This window comes from Streptomyces sp. NPDC056224, from assembly GCF_042267665.1.
Taxonomy (GTDB): domain Bacteria; phylum Actinomycetota; class Actinomycetes; order Streptomycetales; family Streptomycetaceae; genus Streptomyces.
On sequence record NZ_JBHJTK010000010.1, the window covers coordinates 199,945 to 214,995 of the forward strand.

A 15,051-nucleotide genomic window follows, 5' to 3' on the forward strand; every position below is an offset into this window, starting at 1 on the left:
GAACGCTCAACATCCACAGGCTGAGAGTCGCATTGGCGCTATGTCAGAGCCATCGGGTTGCATGGGGGCATGAACGCAGACCTGAGGTCCTCGGCCGACTCCGTACTAGCCCGTCTCGTGGGCGACCCCACGGGCACCGCGCGGCTGCGCGAGGACCAGTGGCGGGCGATCGAGGCCCTCGTCGCGCACAAGCGGCGGGCGCTGGTGGTGCAGCGCACGGGCTGGGGCAAGTCCGCGGTGTACTTCGTCGCCACCTCGCTGCTGCGGGCGAGCGGCGCCGGTCCCACCGTGATCGTCTCCCCGCTCCTCGCCCTGATGCGCAACCAGGTCGAGGCCGCCGCCCGCGCCGGGATCCGCGCCCGCACCATCAATTCGGCCAACCCCGAGGAATGGGAGGGAATCCAGGCCGAGGTCGCGGCGGGCGAGGTGGACGTACTGCTGGTGAGCCCCGAGCGGCTCAACAATCCGGACTTCCGCGACCAGGTGCTCCCCAAACTCTCCGCCGCCACCGGCCTGCTCGTCGTGGACGAGGCCCATTGCATCTCCGACTGGGGCCACGACTTCCGCCCCGACTACCGGCGGTTGCGCACGATGCTCGCCGACCTCCCGCCGGGCGTCCCGGTGCTGGCCACGACCGCCACGGCCAACGCCCGCGTGACGGCCGACGTCGCGGAACAGCTCGGCACCGGCGCCGGCACGGACGCACTGGTCCTGCGCGGCCCGCTGGACCGCGAAAGCCTGAGCCTGGCGGTGCTGACCCTGCCCGACGCGGCACACCGGCTGGCCTGGCTCGCCGACCACCTGGGCGAGCTGCCCGGCTCCGGGATCATCTACACCCTGACCGTCGCGGCGGCCGAGGAGGTCACCGCGTACCTGCGCCACCGCGGTCACACGGTCGCCTCGTACACCGGGAAGACGGAGAACGCCGACCGCCAGCAGGCGGAGGACGACCTGCAGGCCAACCGCGTCAAGGCGCTGGTCGCCACCTCCGCCCTCGGTATGGGCTTCGACAAGCCCGACCTGGGCTTCGTCGTACACCTGGGCTCCCCCTCCTCCCCCATCGCCTACTACCAGCAGGTCGGCCGCGCCGGCCGCGGCGTGGAGCACGCAGAGGTCCTGCTCCTGCCCGGCCGGGAGGACGAGGCGATCTGGCAGTACTTCGCCTCGGTGGCCTTCCCGCCCGAGGAGCAGGTGCGCCGCACCCTCGACGTACTGGCCCGGGCGGGCCGGCCGATGTCGCTACCCGCCCTGGAGCCGCTGGTCGACCTGCGACGCACCCGGCTCGAGACCATGCTCAAGGTGCTGGACGTGGACGGGGCCGTGCACCGGGTCAAGGGTGGCTGGACCTCCACCGGCGAGCCGTGGGCGTACGACGCCGAGCGCTACGCGTGGGTTGCCCGCCAGCGGGCCGCGGAACAGCAGGCCATGCGCGACTACGCCGCGGCCACCGGGTGCCGGATGGAGTTCCTGCGCCGCCAGCTCGACGACGAGGAGGCCGCGCCCTGCGGCCGCTGCGACAACTGCGCCGGGGCCCGGTTCACCGCCGACGTCTCCACCACCGCGCTCGACACCGCCCGGGGCGAACTCGGCCGCCCGGGCGTGGAACTGGAGCCGCGGAAGATGTGGCCGACCGGACTCACGGCGGTCGGCGTGGACCTCAAGGGCCGCATCCCGGCCGGGGAGCAGGCCGCCACCGGCCGGGCGCTGGGTCGCCTGTCCGACATCGGCTGGGGCAACCGGCTGCGCCCGATGCTCGCCCCCCAGAGTCCGGACCAGCCCCTTCCCGACGACGTCGCACAGGCGGTGGTGGCCGTCCTCGCCGACTGGGCCCGAGGCCCCGGCGGCTGGGCCTCGGGGGCGCCGGAGGCCCCGGCCCGGCCGGTCGGCGTGGTGGCACTGCCTTCGCGAAGCCGTCCCCAGCTGGTCGGTTCGCTGGCCTCGCGCATCGCCGAGGTGGGGCGGATGCCGCTGCTCGGGACGGTCGCGTACACGGACCAGGTACCGGAGTACGGCCTGCCCTCCTCCAACAGTGCCCAGCGGGTGCGGGGGCTCCACCAGGCCTTGACCGTGCCCCCGGCCCTGGCGGCGGCATTGACCGAGGCGGCGGGTCCGGTGCTCCTCGTGGACGACCGCGCGGAGAGCGGATGGACCCTCGCCGTGGCCGCCCGGCTGCTGCGGCGGGCGGGCGCGAAGGAGGTGTTCCCACTGGTACTGGCGGTCCAGCCCTAGTCGAATGAGTCATCTTCGGCGTGGCGGGGCAGGGATATGAGCGGCATACCGGCGAATTCCGGTCGGCTGCATCAATTGCTCGTTGCCCCATGCTCCGGGGCCACGCGAGAATTGGAGTGCTCCCGCTCGGCTCCGCGGCACTTCTTGGGCCGCGCCGCGGCGCGCCCACACTCCAGCCGTGCCCGTCCGCGGGCGTGTACCCGAAGGGAGGACCGTGACCTTCGGATTCGCCCCGCCCTCGACCACGTCCCTGACAGCGGCCACCGGCGGCGCCGGCCGGCACGGCCGACTGCTGGAACCCGCCGAATGGACGGCGGCGGGAATTCCGCTGCTGCGCAATCCGCGCGAGGTCGTCAGCGGCCTGCACTCGCGGCACGCCCCGGTGCCGTCGACCGCGGTGATAGCCGTCATCGGCCCGGAGGAGCAGCTCGTGGCGAGCGCCTCCTTCGTGCAGCGGTCGGCCTCGGCCGACGGCTGGGAGTACCGCAACGCCCTGCTGTCGGCGCTGCGCCGGGTCCTCCCGCACGACCTGCGGCGACGGACCCCGGTGCGGACGGCGGTGCTGCTCTACTGCCGCGAGGGCGACGAGCGGTGGACCGAGGAGGACGGCGCGTGGATGTGGGGGCTTCGCGACGCCTGCACCCTGCACGGGCTGCGCTGCGGCGCGTACATCACGCTGACCCGGGGCGGCTGGCAGGTGCTCGGCGAGGGCCGGGGCGGCCGACGGCCCAGCTCGGACTCGCGACCCCAGCGGCTCGGCGACACCGTGGCCGAGTTCTCCCCGCTCACCCTGCACGGCGGCGGCGGCGCGGCCGAGGCCCTGCGCCGGACCGCCGCGCGCTGACACCCTCGCACCGCCGCCCGACGGCACGGGGGCGTACGTCGGACGGCCGGACCCGCAACGGGCGGACCACCGACGGCGGACCACCGATATCCGGGGCACCGATGTCCGGACCGCCCGCGCCGGTCCCCGGCGGGCACGCCTCACAGCCGTACACCCGGGCTCGGGCGTACGGCGGATCAGCCTCCGGCTTCAAGCGGGGCCGGCCGTCGGCCCGCCCCGCCCCTCGCCCGCGCCGGGATACGGGGCGTCAGACGCCCGCACCCAGCACGGAGTTGATCTGCTTCGGGTCGCCGCACACGATCAGCAGCGCACCGGCCCGCGCGAGCGCGACCGGCAGGGCGCCGACGACCGCGTCGACCGCTCCCCCGTTGGCGGCGAAAACCACGACCGGACGGCCGGAGGCGCGCTTGACCTGCGCGGCGTCCGCGTAGAAGACGTCGTCCCCGGCGTCGTGCAGGGCCCAGTAGGCGGCCTCGCCGAAGGACAGCTCGTGCGAGGCCCACGGGTGCGGGTCGCCGGTGGTGAGCACCAGGATGTCACCGGGGGCGCGCCCGGTGTCGAGCAGCAGGTCCACGGCTTCTTCGGCCGCGTCCAGCGCGCCCTCGGCTGAGGCCGGGATCAGCTGGATCTGCGGAACCGCCGCCGAGACGGACGGCGCGGCGGGAACTGTGGTGGCTGTGGGAACGGGTCCGGGGGTGGCCTGCTGAGCGGGCTCGGCGGGCCGGACGGGACCGGGGCGTCCGGGCCGGGGCACGGTGACGGGACGGGGACCAGGTACGGGGCGGGGGGTCTGCGCGGTGCGGCTCGCGGCCGGCGTGACGCGGGGACCCTGGGCACTCTCGTGAATCTGAGGCTCCTCGATGGCGGGGTGAGAGGCGTGACGTGGTGTCTATCAAACGCCGGTACGAAACGTACCGGTCAGTGGCACATGGGTGCGATCAGAAATCGAAGCCGAGTTGGCCTCCGTTTTCCAGCTCCATCGACTCCTCGCTGCGGCGCACCTTCTTGAGGTGGCGCCACCGGGGAAGCGCGTCGAGGTACGACCACGAGAGCCGGTGGTAAGGGGTGGGCCCCCGCTCCTCCAGCGACGCCCGGTGCACGGGTGAGGGGTATCCGGCGTTGGCGGCGAAGGCGAAGTCCTCGAATCCACCGCCCTGTTCGCCTATCTCGGCCATCATGCGGTCGCGGCGGACCTTGGCGATGACCGAGGCCGCCGCAACGGCGACGCAGGACTGGTCGCCCTTGATCACCGTACGGACCCGCCAAGGCGAGCCGAGATAGTCGTGCTTGCCGTCGAGGATCACCGCGTCGGGCCGCACCGGCAGCGCCTCCAGAGCACGCTCCGCGGCGAGGCGCAGGGCGGCGGTCATCCCCAGCTCGTCGATCTCCTCCGGGGAGGAGTGACCGAGGGCGTACGCGGTGACCCAGGCCTCCAGGACGTCGACGAGGGCGTCGCGCCGCTTGGCGGTGAGCAGTTTGGAGTCGGTGAGCCCCGCGGGCGGCCGGCGCAGACCGGTGATCGCCGCGCACACGGTGACGGGACCGGCCCAGGCCCCTCGTCCGACTTCGTCGACCCCGGCGATGACCTTGGCGCCGGTAGTTGCACGGAGGGAGCGTTCGACGGTGTGGGTGGGTGCTTCGTACGGCATGGCGCCAGCAAGGTTACGCCGCCCCGCGCCGCCTGCACACCCCGCCCCGGGTCCGACGCGGCTGCGCCCCGGTCACCACGCGTGTCCGGCCCGCGGCCGGATCCTCTCATTCGCTCCCGCACACCTCCACCCGATGCATCGCCGTCGTCGCGCACGGCATCCACGAGCAACGGAGCACTCGACTCCGAGTCCACCTCACCAGCCCCGATCGCCTGCGGCACAAGCCCCTGATCAGCCACGCCTCCGACGGCCGCCATGCGGACCGGGTGGCTCCACAGAACCGGCCTGCACGCACCTGTCACACTCGTCATCGCACTCGCGAAGGAATGACCACCGGACCGCCTTGCCGCCGGCCGCCCCGCGCCCGCCTCGCGTGGATTTTCGGCACCGGCGAATCCTTTCGTTCACCAAAGGTTCGCTCCTACCGTGGTCCCCCAGTGAACGGTTGCGTTCACCCATTCACTTTGGGGGGGATCCTCAGTGACAAGCTCTCAACTCACCAAACCCCGGATACCGGGCGCGGCCCGGCGGGAAGGGCGCCCCGGTGTGGCGCTCGCCGTCATCGCCGCGTGCCAGCTCATGGTCGTCCTCGATGCGACCATCGTGAACATCGCGCTCCCGCACATCCAGACCGCCCTCGACTTCAGCACCACCGACCTCTCCTGGGTACTGAGCGCCTATACGCTCACCTTCGGCGGCCTGCTCCTGCTGGGCGGCCGGGCCGGCGACATCCTGGGCCGGCGCCGCGTGTTCATGGCCGGAATCCTGCTCTTCACCCTGGCCTCCCTCCTCGGCGGCTTCGCCCAGGAACCCTGGCAGCTGCTCGCCGCCCGCGCCCTCCAGGGCGTCGGCGGTGCGATCGCCTCCCCGACCTCACTCGCCCTGATCACGACGACCTTCCCCGAGGGACCCGAACGGAACCGGGCCTTCGGCGTGTTCGCCGCCGTGTCCGCCGGCGGTGGCGCGATCGGCCTGCTGGCCGGCGGCATGCTGACCGAATGGCTCGACTGGCGCTGGGTGCTCTTCGTCAACGTACCGATCGGTGTGCTGATCGCGACCCTCGCCCCGCTCTACATCAGTGAGTCCGAGCGCCACCCCGGCCGCTTCGACGCCGCAGGCGCCCTCACCTCCACCGGTGGCATGGCCTCGCTGGTCTACGGGTTCATCCGGGCCTCGGAAGACGGCTGGCGCGACTCGCTCACCCTGGGCTCCTTCGCCGCGGCCGTCGTCCTGCTCGCACTCTTCGTCGCCGTGGAGTCCCGGGCACCGGAACCGATCATCCCGCTGCGGATGTTCGCCGACCGCAACCGCGCCGGCACGTACGTGATCATGCTCGGCCTCGCCGCGGCCATGTTCGGGATGTTCTTCTTCATCGTCCAGTTCGTGCAGAACGTACTGGGCTTCTCCCCGATCCAGTCCGGTCTCGGCTTCCTGCCCGTGACCGCCGCCATCGTCACGGCCGCCGGTCTCTCGCAGCGCTTCCTGCCCCGCCTCGGCCCCAAGCCGTTCATGGTCACCGGAACCGCCCTCGTCGGTACCGGGCTCACCTGGCTGGCCTTCATCCGGACCGACTCCTCGTATCTCGCCGGCGTGCTCGGGCCGATGCTGCTGTTCGGCTTCGGCATGGGGCTCAACTTCGTGACCCTCACGCTGACCGCCGTCTCCGGCGTCGCTCCGAAGGAGGCGGGCGCGGCCTCCGGGCTGCTCAACGCCAGCCAGCAGGTGGGCGGTTCCCTGGGGCTGTCCATCCTGGTCACCGTCTTCGGCACGGCCGCCCGCACCGAGGCCGACCGGCAGGTTCCCCTCTTCATGGCGCAGGCGCGGCCGGACCAGCTGGCCGCCTTCGAGGAGACCGGACAACTGCCCGATCCCTGGGGCGACCTCGTCCTCACACAGGGCATATCCACCGCGTTCGGCGCCGCCGTGGCGATGGCGGGCCTCGCCCTGGCCACCGCGCTGCTGGTGATCCGGGTGCGCAAGAGCGACCTGGACGCCCTCAACGGAGCGGCCGAGAAGAGCGGTCCGGCGGCCTGAGCCGGCCCCGACGTACGGGGACCCGGGCGCGGTACCACGCCCGCGCCCGGGTCCCGTACGCGCCGTGCCCGCCCTAGTACTCGGTACGGCTGCCGAACGCGCCGAGGCGCGAGCAGACCTCGTACGACGCGGTCACCGGCCGCTCACGCAGGATCTGGCGGGCCCGGTACTCGCCGAAACTCGTGGCGTACCAGGGGACGTCACCCGCCCTGGAGACCTCGCCGTTGATCCCGTACAGGGCGCAGGACCTGCGGGGCTCGGGCAACCGGTCCAGGGCCGGTACGGCGTCCGCCGACAGGCTCTGGAAGTAGGCCAGGTCGATCTTGCCGTCCGCCTCGAAACGGGCCACGTTGCTCTCGGCGACCATCCCGTCCGGGGACAGCAGGCCGAAGGCCAGTACGCCCGCCGCAGCGCTCCCCGCGACCGCGCGCGGCAGCCAGCGCGCACCGAACGCCCCGGCCGCCATGATCAGCACGATGACCAGCCCCAGCCACAGCTCCATCGCGGACACGGACACGCGCAGCCTGGTCAGGCCGTACGCGTCCACGTAGAGGTCCATCCGGCGCAGCGCCGAGGCGACGACGACCAGGGTCAGCGCGCACAGCGCCCCGAGGACGACACGGACGAAGCGGCGGTCGCCCGTGCCGTCGCGCGGGGCCCAGCGCAGGGCCAGGGCGATCACGGCGAGGGTGAGCACGGTGGCCCAGAGCAGCTGCCAGAAACCCTGGCGGGCGTACTCGGCGTAGGTGAGGCCGGTGCGCTCCAGGACCTTGTCGTAGCCGCCGAACAGGACGGCCAGCTGTACGGCGTTGAAGCCGGCGAAGAGCAGGTTGAGCACGACGAGCGGAAGGGCCCATTCGACGCGGGACCTCGGCCTGCCGGGGGTCACCTTGATCCGGTCCCAGCGCAGGGGGGCCGCGGCGGCGCGGGCGGCGGCCAGTGCGAGGAGGGCACCCACGAGGAAGAGCAGGATCCGCACGGGCCCGTCCCCGACGGAGATGTCGGGTGTCAGCCCGCCCAGCAGATCGGCGAACGCCGCGTCGGCCGAGGCGAACAACGCGCCGAAGAGCAGCAGGAGGGCCACCGCCACGGCGCCGGCCTTGGCGACCGGCAGCCAGCGGTCCTTGCTGACACCGCCGCGCGAGCGCAGGCCGGACCAGGCCCAGCCGACGCCGGACACGGCGGCTTCGAAGAAGCCGAGCGGGCTGAGCAGGACACCGGGCCAGGTACGGCTGCCGTGCAGGGCCAGCGCGCCGAGCAGGATGGCGGAGAGGATCGCGAGGGTGGACGGCCACGCCGAGTCGCGCAGGGCGGGTACGGCCAGGAGGGCGAGGCAGCCGATCGCCCAGACCACGGTCCACGGGCGGGCCGTGCGACGGGCCGTGCGGGCGGCGGCGTACGCGGCGGCGACGGCGGGCACGACGGCGATCAGCAGGCCCGGGCCCATGCCGTCGCCGAGGAGCAGGGCGGCGGCGGCGCCCGCGAGGCCGGCCGCGGCGAGGGTGGCGCTCCCGATGGGGGCGGCCTCGGCGGGCCGGACGAGTACGGCCCACGCGGGTGGCGCGGAGGCCTTCGCGCGAGCCGCTGCGGCCCGTTCGCGCCGCTGCTGCTCCTGCCACGCCTGCCACGCTGCGGCATCGGCCGGAGCTCCGGCGCCCGGCCCAGCGGGTCCGACCGCTCCGGCGGGTCTGTTCGCGGCCGGAGCGGTGTCTGCGGGCGGATCCCCTGCTGCGGACGCTCCGTTGGGCGCGCCGTTCGACGTCGCCTCGGACGCGCTTTCGGCCGCGGTGTCGTCCACCCCGTCGGCGTTCTCTGACATCGGGTTCCCCTCCCCTATCGTCCGCCCCGGCGTTCCGATGGGGCGGCGGAGCGGACAGAGTAGGCCGGTGCCATGCAGTTTTGAACAGGATCAAAAGACTCCTGTGGCAGGACCGTGACAATCGGAACGGGGTATTTCACCCCGCCCGGGACGCCACCCACCGCCTGCCGTCAACGCGTCGCGGCCTCCGGCAGCCAGGCGGGCAGGGCCTCGGTGCGCGCCAGCCACGCGGCCGGCAGCACCTCGTCCCCTCGTGCGCCCAGCACCCCGCCGACGATCGCGCAGGTCGTGTCGACGTCCCCGCCGACCTGCGCGGTGGTCCAGAACGCCCGCTCGTAGTCGTCCAGCGACCGCGCCGCCGACCACAGCGCGAACGGCACGGTGTCATGGGCACTCGTGCGACGCCCGCAGCCCAGTACCGCAGCGACCGTGGTCGCGTCGCCGTAGTCCAGCATGTCCCGTGCCCGCCGCAGCCCGGCTCCGACAGCGCTGCGCGGCACCAGCGCGATCACGCCGTCCAGCAGGTCGGCGGCCTTGGGCGGGCCGGCCGGGTCCGCCGCGAGCGCGGCCGCGGCGGCGACGGCCATGGCCCCGCAGACGGCCTCGCGGTGCTGGTGGGTGGTGTAGGCGGAGATCTCCGCCTGGTGCGTGGCCTGCTCGGGGTCGTCGGCGTACCAAGCACCCAGTGGCGCGATCCGCATCGCGGCGCCGTTGCCCCACGAGCCCTGCCCGTTGAACAGCTCGGCGGCCAGCGTGCGCCAGTCCTCGCCCTCCCGGATCAGGCGGAGCATCCGGTTCACGGCAGGTCCGTAGCCCCGGTCGAAGTCGTGGTGACGGGCGAAGGAGCCGGCCAGCGCGTCCTGGTCGACGCGGCCGTGCTCGGCGAGCACGGCCACCACGGAACAGGCCATCTCGGTGTCGTCGGTCCACTGCCACGTCTCGGTGCCGGCAGGGAGTTCGCGCCTCTTGAGGCGCGGGTAGTTCACGGGGACGAAGTACTGGGAGCCCAGGGCATCGCCCAGCGCCAGCCCGCGGAGGCTGGACATGGCGCGTGCGTAGCGCCGTTCGGGAGTGGAGTCAGGGGTCATCGCGGGTCACTCTAGCCGTCCAGGTCATAAGGCTCGGGTGTGGTCCAGCGCTCAAACGGGCGGTCCATCCGGTACCGGCCGTCCGGTCCGAGCACGAGCGTCCGAAATTCGCCGTTCTCGGGGTTGGACAGGGCCTCGAACTCGGCGACCGACCAATGGAACCACCTCATGCAGAACAGCCGCATGGTCAGCCCGTGCGTCACCAGCAGCACATTCTCGGGGTGGTCCGGGGCCTCGAAGCTGCGGTAGAGGCTTTCCAGGAAGGAGCCGACCCGGTCGTACACGTCGGCTCCCGACTCCCCCTGTGCGAAGCGGTAGAAGAAGTGGCCGTACGCATCCCGGTACGCCTTCTGGAGCCGTACGTCGTCCCGGTCCTGCCAGTTTCCCCAGTCCTGCTCGCGCAGCCTCGGTTCCTCGCGCATCCGCACCCGCGTCGGATCGAGCCGTAGTTCCCGGAAGGTCTGCAGGGTCCGGCGGTACGGGGAGACGTACGCACTGATCGTCTCGTCGCCGAAGAGCTCGCGCAGCCGCTCGCCGACCGCCAAGGCCTGCTCACGGCCGGTCTTGGTCAGCCGCAGGGCGTGGTCGGGTTCCCGTTCGTACACCGAGTCGTCGGCGTTCCCCTCGGATTCCCCGTGCCGGACGAGGACGATGCGGCGTGGTCGAGACATCCTTCGACCCTATTCGGCCGCCGGCGGGCCGACCGGCCGGGCACGCCGACGGGCCCGCCCGGTCGTCGTACGGTCATACCGTCCAGGAGGGTTCGAGGTCGACGACGTCACCGGTGAGGGCCTCGACGTCGGCCTGGAGCTGGGCGCGCAGGGAGAGCCGCTCGACGCGCTCCTGCCGGTACTTGCCGTGCTCGGCGGCCGCGTGCCACATCGACAGCACCAGGAATTCCCGGCCCGGGGCCTCCCCGAAGAGGCCTCGGATCATGCCGGGCGAACCCGCCATGGCCGGATTCCACACCTTCTCCTGCATCAGGGCGAAGTGGTCCACTCGCCCTTCCCGGACGCGGGTGTGCGCCACCCGGACGACATCGGCGTCCGTGAAGCGCGGCTCGAACCCGGTCTTCACGTCGAAGCGGTGGTCGAAGAGCGTGACCCGCGCATCGGTGTAGGTACCGTGCTGCGCGGCGGCGAGCCGGTCGTGGCTGCGGGCCATGAAAGAGTCGTAGAAAGAACGGCTCTCCCAGAACGCGAAGACATGCGCGACCCCCTGCCGGCCCCGGCTCCACCCGCCGCCCTGTCCCCGGAATCCCGGCTCGCCCGGCAGCCCCGCCCATTTTCGCTGCCCGCGCTCGAACCCGCGTCGGTCCGTCACCGTGCAGCGAATCCACTTGACCAGCACTGCGCCATCGTACGGTCCCGGCGCGGCCCGGGTCAGTCCCCGGCGCGGTGGATCCGCACCAGTTCCGCCGCATCCCGCTCGGGCATGCGAAGCCCGAACTCCCGGTCGAGTACGTCGAGCAGCTCGTCCGGGCCGACGGCCTGACGCTCGTCCCGCCCGTCGGGGTGCAGCCGGGTGAGCTCGCGCCCGACCAGCGCCCGGCGGACGCCGTCGCCCGGGTGCTGGACGATCACCCGCCCGATGAAGGCGGAGCGGGGGTGGGTGGAGCTGTAGTGGTTGAGCAGCATGTAGTCGACGGGGTGGTACCTCTGCGGGGAGAACGCGTACAGGTCGCGCCAGGCTTCCCCACGCAGGAGGCACAGCACGAGGATGCCGTCCTCCTCCTCGCGCACGCGGTAGGTCCACTGCCCCTGCCGCACCTCGTCGCCGGGCCGCCCCAGCGGGACGGGCTCGCGCGGGCCCTGGTAGCCGAACCCGGCGTCGCACAGCCACGGATGCCCTTCGACGGTGACGACGAGGACGGCGTGCGTCACCGGCGTCAGGGAGTCCCCTCGGGTGCGGTTGCGGGCACCGTGCCCCGTGACCTCGAAGCCGATCCGCTCCAGGGCGGCGGCCAGCAGCGAGTTCTGCTCGTAGCAGTAGCCGCCGCGGCGGGCGTGTACGAGCTTCCCCTCGATCGCCTTGATATCCAGCTCGACGGGGCGTCCGAGCAGGACGTCCAGACTCTCGAAGGTGATGGCGGCGGTGTGCGCCCGGTGCACTGCGTACAACGTCTCCACGTCCGGCCGGAGTTCCCGGCCCCCACCCCCGAGCCCGATCCGTGCCAGGTACGCGTCCAGGTCCAGCTCGTCACCGCTCCACATGGCTCCCCATCTCCCCATCTCCCCGTCTCGCCGGGCCCCCTCGCGCCAACCGCGCCGACCGTGGCCTCCACGCCATGATCGCGCGCCTGAGAACGCCGAAGGCGGGCAGGTCCCTCAGGGGACCTGCCCGCCTCAGCGGATCACGACCTCAGCCGGATGTCAGCTGCAGCCGCTGGTGGAGCCGCAGCCCTCGCAGATGTAGCAGGAGCCGGCGCGCTGCATCTTCGTACCGCAGGAGAAGCAGAGCGGAGCGTCGGCGGAGACGCCCAGCTGCATCTCGACCAGTTCGGCGTTGCTGTGCGCGGTCTTCGGAGCCGGGACCGGGGCGACCGCCACCGGCTGCGGGGCCGACGGTACGGCGGCCAGCGGGGCCGACTGAGCCAACGACTCGGTGTCCAGCTCGTCCTCGAGGGGCTCGTACGAGCCGGTCTCCAGGTGGCGCTGGCGCTCCTCGGCGGTGTGGATGCCGAGGGCCGAGCGGGTCTCGAAGGGCAGGAAGTCCAGCGCCAGGCGGCGGAAGATGTAGTCGACGATCGACTGCGCCATCCGCACGTCCGGGTCGTCCGTCATGCCGGCCGGCTCGAAGCGCATGTTCGTGAACTTCGAGACGTACGTCTCCAGCGGGACGCCGTACTGCAGACCGACCGAGACGGCGATGGAGAAGGCGTCCATCATGCCCGCGAGGGTCGAACCCTGCTTGGACATCTTCAGGAAGACCTCGCCCAGACCGTCGTCCGGGTAGGAGTTGGCCGTCATGTAGCCCTCGGCGCCACCGACCGTGAAGGAAGTGGTGATCCCCGGGCGGCCCTTGGGGAGGCGCTTGCGGACGGGGCGGTACTCGATGACCTTCTCGACGGCCGCGCGGATGGTCTCCTCCGTCTTGGCGGTGACCTCCTTCTTCTCCTCTTCCTTCTTCTTCGCGGAGAGGGGCTGGCCGACCTTGCAGTTGTCGCGGTAGATCGCGAGCGCCTTGACGCCCAGCTTCCACGCCTCGAAGTAGATCTCCTCGATCTCCTCGACGGTCGCCGTCTCCGGCATGTTGACCGTCTTGGAGATCGCGCCGGAGATCCAGGGCTGGATCGCGGCCATCATGCGGACGTGGCCCATCGCGGAGATGGAGCGCTCGCCCATGGCGCAGTCGAACACCGAGTAGTGCTCGGTCTTCAGGCTCGGGGCGTCGACGACCACGCCGTGCTCGGCGATGTGGGCGACGATCGCCTCGATCTGCTCCTCCTGGTACCCCAGGCGGCGCAGGGCCTGCGGAACGGTGCCGTTGACGATCTGCATCGAGCCGCCGCCGACGAGCTTCTTGAACTTGACCAGGGCCAGGTCCGGCTCGACACCGGTGGTGTCGCAGGACATCGCCAGACCGATGGTGCCGGTCGGCGCCAGGACGGAGGCCTGGGAGTTGCGGAAGCCGTTCTTCTCGCCGAGGCGCAGGACGTCCTGCCAGGCCTCGGTCGCCGCGGCCCAGATCGTGTTGTCGAGGTCCTCGGTGCGCGGCGCGGTGGCGTTGGCGTCGGCGTGCTGCTTCATGACGCGCTTGTGCGACTCGGCGTTGCGGGCGTAGCCGTCGTACGGGCCGACGACCGCGGCCAGCTCGGCGGAGCGCTTGTACGCGGTACCGGTCATCAGCGAGGTGATCGAGGCGGCGAGGGTACGGCCGCCGTCGGAGTCGTACGCGTGGCCCGTGGCCATCAGCAGGGCGCCGAGGTTGGCGTAGCCGATGCCCAGCTGGCGGAAGGCGCGGGTGTTCTCGCCGATCTTCTGCGTCGGGAAGTCCGCGAAGCAGATGGAGATGTCCATGGCCGTGATGACGAGCTCGACGACCTTGGCGAAGCGCTCGGCGTCGAAGGACTGGTTGCCCTTGCCGTCGTCGTTCAGGAACTTCATCAGGTTGAGCGAGGCGAGGTTGCAGGACGTGTTGTCCAGGTGCATGTACTCGCTGCACGGGTTGGACGCGGTGATGCGGCCGGACTCGGGGCAGGTGTGCCAGTTGTTGATCACACCGTCGTACTGGATGCCCGGGTCGGCGCAGGCCCACGCGGCCTCGGCGAGCTTGCGGAAGAGCGCCTTGGCGTCGACCTCCTCGATGACCTCGCCGGTCATACGGGCACGCAGGCCGAACTTGGTTCCGTTCTCGACGGCCGTCATGAACTCGTCGTTCACGCGGACGGAGTTGTTGGCGTTCTGGTACTGGACGGACGTGATGTCGTCGCCGCCCAGGTCCATGTCGAAGCCCGCGTCGCGCAGGGCGCGGATCTTCTCCTCTTCCTTCACCTTGGTCTCGATGAAGGCCTCGACGTCCGGGTGGTCCACGTCCAGGACGACCATCTTGGCCGCGCGGCGGGTGGCGCCGCCCGACTTGATCGTTCCCGCGGACGCGTCGGCGCCGCGCATGAAGGAGACCGGGCCGGAGGCGTTGCCGCCGGAGGAGAGGAGCTCCTTGGAGGAGCGGATGCGGGAGAGGTTCAGGCCGGCGCCGGAGCCGCCCTTGAAGATCATGCCCTCTTCCTTGTACCAGTCGAGGATCGACTCCATGGAGTCGTCGACGGCCAGGATGAAGCAGGCGGAGACCTGCTGCGGCTGGGGCGTGCCGACGTTGAACCACACCGGGGAGTTGAAGCTGAAGATCTGGTGCAGGAGGGCGTAGGTCAGCTCATGCTCGAAGATCTCCGCGTCGGCGGGCGACGCGAAGTAGTCGTAGTCCTCGCCGGCCTTCGTGTAGGTCTTCACGATCCGGTCGATCAGCTGCTTCAGGCCGGTCTCGCGCTGCGGGGTGCCGACCGCGCCGCGGAAGTACTTGCTGGTGACGATGTTGACCGCGTTCACCGACCAGAAGTCGGGGAATTCGACGCCGCGCTGCTCGAAGTTGACCGAGCCGTCGCGCCAGTTGGTCATGACGACGTCACGGCGCTCCCAGCTCACCTCGTCGTAAGGGTGCACGCCGGGGGTGGTGTGGATGCGCTCGATACGCAGGCCGCCCTTGGCGGCCTTGGTCCCCTTGGCGCGGGAACCTCGTGCCGAGCTGCTCGCCGTCTCTGTCATGCCGCCTCCCAATGCGGGCAAAACGCCCTAAAGTGCCAGCGCTATTCCGCGGCACGGTGCTGTGTCTTGTATCTACGTCTCTTCGCCTGGCTCACCGGCCGCTCCGCGATGCGATTGCAGCGCGGTG

The 15,051-nt window shown here is 71.7% G+C and carries 11 protein-coding genes; 3 read left to right on the top strand and 8 right to left on the bottom strand.

Annotated elements, in window-relative coordinates:
• Positions 1-69 precede the first annotated feature (69 nt).
• Together ACFCZ1_RS16050 and ACFCZ1_RS16055 are read left to right on the top strand one after the other, a co-directional pair.
• Entirely contained in the window at positions 70-2,229 is a 2,160-nt protein-coding gene (locus tag ACFCZ1_RS16050) for a RecQ family ATP-dependent DNA helicase (RefSeq protein ID WP_376678887.1), read from the top strand.
• A gap of 214 nt (positions 2,230-2,443) precedes the next feature.
• Complete coding sequence (locus ACFCZ1_RS16055; protein ID WP_376678888.1) at positions 2,444-3,073, top strand: hypothetical protein; 630 nt, start codon at positions 2,444-2,446, stop codon at positions 3,071-3,073.
• Between the two features lie 247 nt (positions 3,074-3,320).
• Here ACFCZ1_RS16055 and ACFCZ1_RS16060 read toward each other — a convergent pair whose 3' ends face one another.
• Both ACFCZ1_RS16060 and ACFCZ1_RS16065 read right to left on the bottom strand, forming a co-directional pair.
• On the bottom strand, positions 3,321-3,935 hold the full coding sequence (locus tag ACFCZ1_RS16060; RefSeq protein ID WP_376678909.1) for a hypothetical protein: 615 nt from the start codon (positions 3,933-3,935) through the stop codon (positions 3,321-3,323).
• A gap of 76 nt (positions 3,936-4,011) precedes the next feature.
• Positions 4,012-4,722, bottom strand: coding sequence for a ribonuclease HII (locus ACFCZ1_RS16065; protein WP_376678889.1), 711 nt, complete (start codon positions 4,720-4,722; stop codon positions 4,012-4,014).
• A gap of 480 nt (positions 4,723-5,202) precedes the next feature.
• On the opposite strand from ACFCZ1_RS16065, the gene ACFCZ1_RS16070 reads away from it, so the two are divergent.
• Positions 5,203-6,756, top strand: a complete 1,554-nt coding sequence (locus tag ACFCZ1_RS16070; RefSeq protein ID WP_376678890.1) for an MFS transporter — start codon at positions 5,203-5,205, stop codon at positions 6,754-6,756.
• A gap of 73 nt (positions 6,757-6,829) precedes the next feature.
• Here ACFCZ1_RS16070 and ACFCZ1_RS16075 read toward each other — a convergent pair whose 3' ends face one another.
• The 6 genes from ACFCZ1_RS16075 to ACFCZ1_RS16100 all read right to left on the bottom strand — a co-directional run bounded on the left by ACFCZ1_RS16075 (position 6,830) and on the right by ACFCZ1_RS16100 (position 14,924).
• Positions 6,830-8,575, bottom strand: a complete 1,746-nt coding sequence (locus ACFCZ1_RS16075; RefSeq protein WP_376678891.1) for a DUF4173 domain-containing protein — start codon at positions 8,573-8,575, stop codon at positions 6,830-6,832.
• A 170-nt stretch (positions 8,576-8,745) separates the two neighbouring features.
• The gene (locus ACFCZ1_RS16080; protein WP_376678892.1) at positions 8,746-9,663 is read right to left on the bottom strand and encodes an ADP-ribosylglycohydrolase family protein; all 918 of its coding nucleotides are present in this window, start codon (positions 9,661-9,663) and stop codon (positions 8,746-8,748) included.
• An 11-nt stretch (positions 9,664-9,674) separates the two neighbouring features.
• Positions 9,675-10,334 (bottom strand): histidine phosphatase family protein, encoded by a 660-nt coding sequence (locus ACFCZ1_RS16085; RefSeq protein ID WP_376678893.1) that lies wholly within the window; start codon positions 10,332-10,334, stop codon positions 9,675-9,677.
• 73 nt (positions 10,335-10,407) lie between these two features.
• Positions 10,408-11,013 carry a YdbC family protein gene (locus ACFCZ1_RS16090; protein ID WP_376678894.1) on the bottom strand — a complete coding sequence of 202 codons (606 nt, stop codon included), beginning with the start codon at positions 11,011-11,013 and terminating at the stop codon, positions 10,408-10,410.
• A gap of 32 nt (positions 11,014-11,045) precedes the next feature.
• On the bottom strand, positions 11,046-11,894 hold the full coding sequence (locus tag ACFCZ1_RS16095) for an arylamine N-acetyltransferase (protein WP_376678895.1): 849 nt from the start codon (positions 11,892-11,894) through the stop codon (positions 11,046-11,048).
• A 141-nt stretch (positions 11,895-12,035) separates the two neighbouring features.
• Complete coding sequence (locus ACFCZ1_RS16100; RefSeq protein ID WP_376678896.1) at positions 12,036-14,924, bottom strand: vitamin B12-dependent ribonucleotide reductase; 2,889 nt, start codon at positions 14,922-14,924, stop codon at positions 12,036-12,038.
• Positions 14,925-15,051 lie beyond the last annotated feature (127 nt).

Bases quoted from the DNA above. Each gene is read 5' to 3' on its own strand.
- ACFCZ1_RS16050 (WP_376678887.1), top strand. From the start codon at position 70: ATGAACGCAGACCTGAGGTCCTCGGCCGACTCCGTACTAGCCCGTCTC.
- ACFCZ1_RS16065 (WP_376678889.1), bottom strand. From the start codon at position 4,722: ATGCCGTACGAAGCACCCACCCACACCGTCGAACGCTCCCTCCGTGCA.
- ACFCZ1_RS16075 (WP_376678891.1), bottom strand. From the start codon at position 8,575: ATGTCAGAGAACGCCGACGGGGTGGACGACACCGCGGCCGAAAGCGCG.
- ACFCZ1_RS16080 (WP_376678892.1), bottom strand. From the start codon at position 9,663: ATGACCCCTGACTCCACTCCCGAACGGCGCTACGCACGCGCCATGTCC.
- ACFCZ1_RS16085 (WP_376678893.1), bottom strand. From the start codon at position 10,334: ATGTCTCGACCACGCCGCATCGTCCTCGTCCGGCACGGGGAATCCGAG.
- ACFCZ1_RS16095 (WP_376678895.1), bottom strand. From the start codon at position 11,894: ATGGGGAGATGGGGAGCCATGTGGAGCGGTGACGAGCTGGACCTGGAC.
- ACFCZ1_RS16100 (WP_376678896.1), bottom strand. From the start codon at position 14,924: ATGACAGAGACGGCGAGCAGCTCGGCACGAGGTTCCCGCGCCAAGGGG.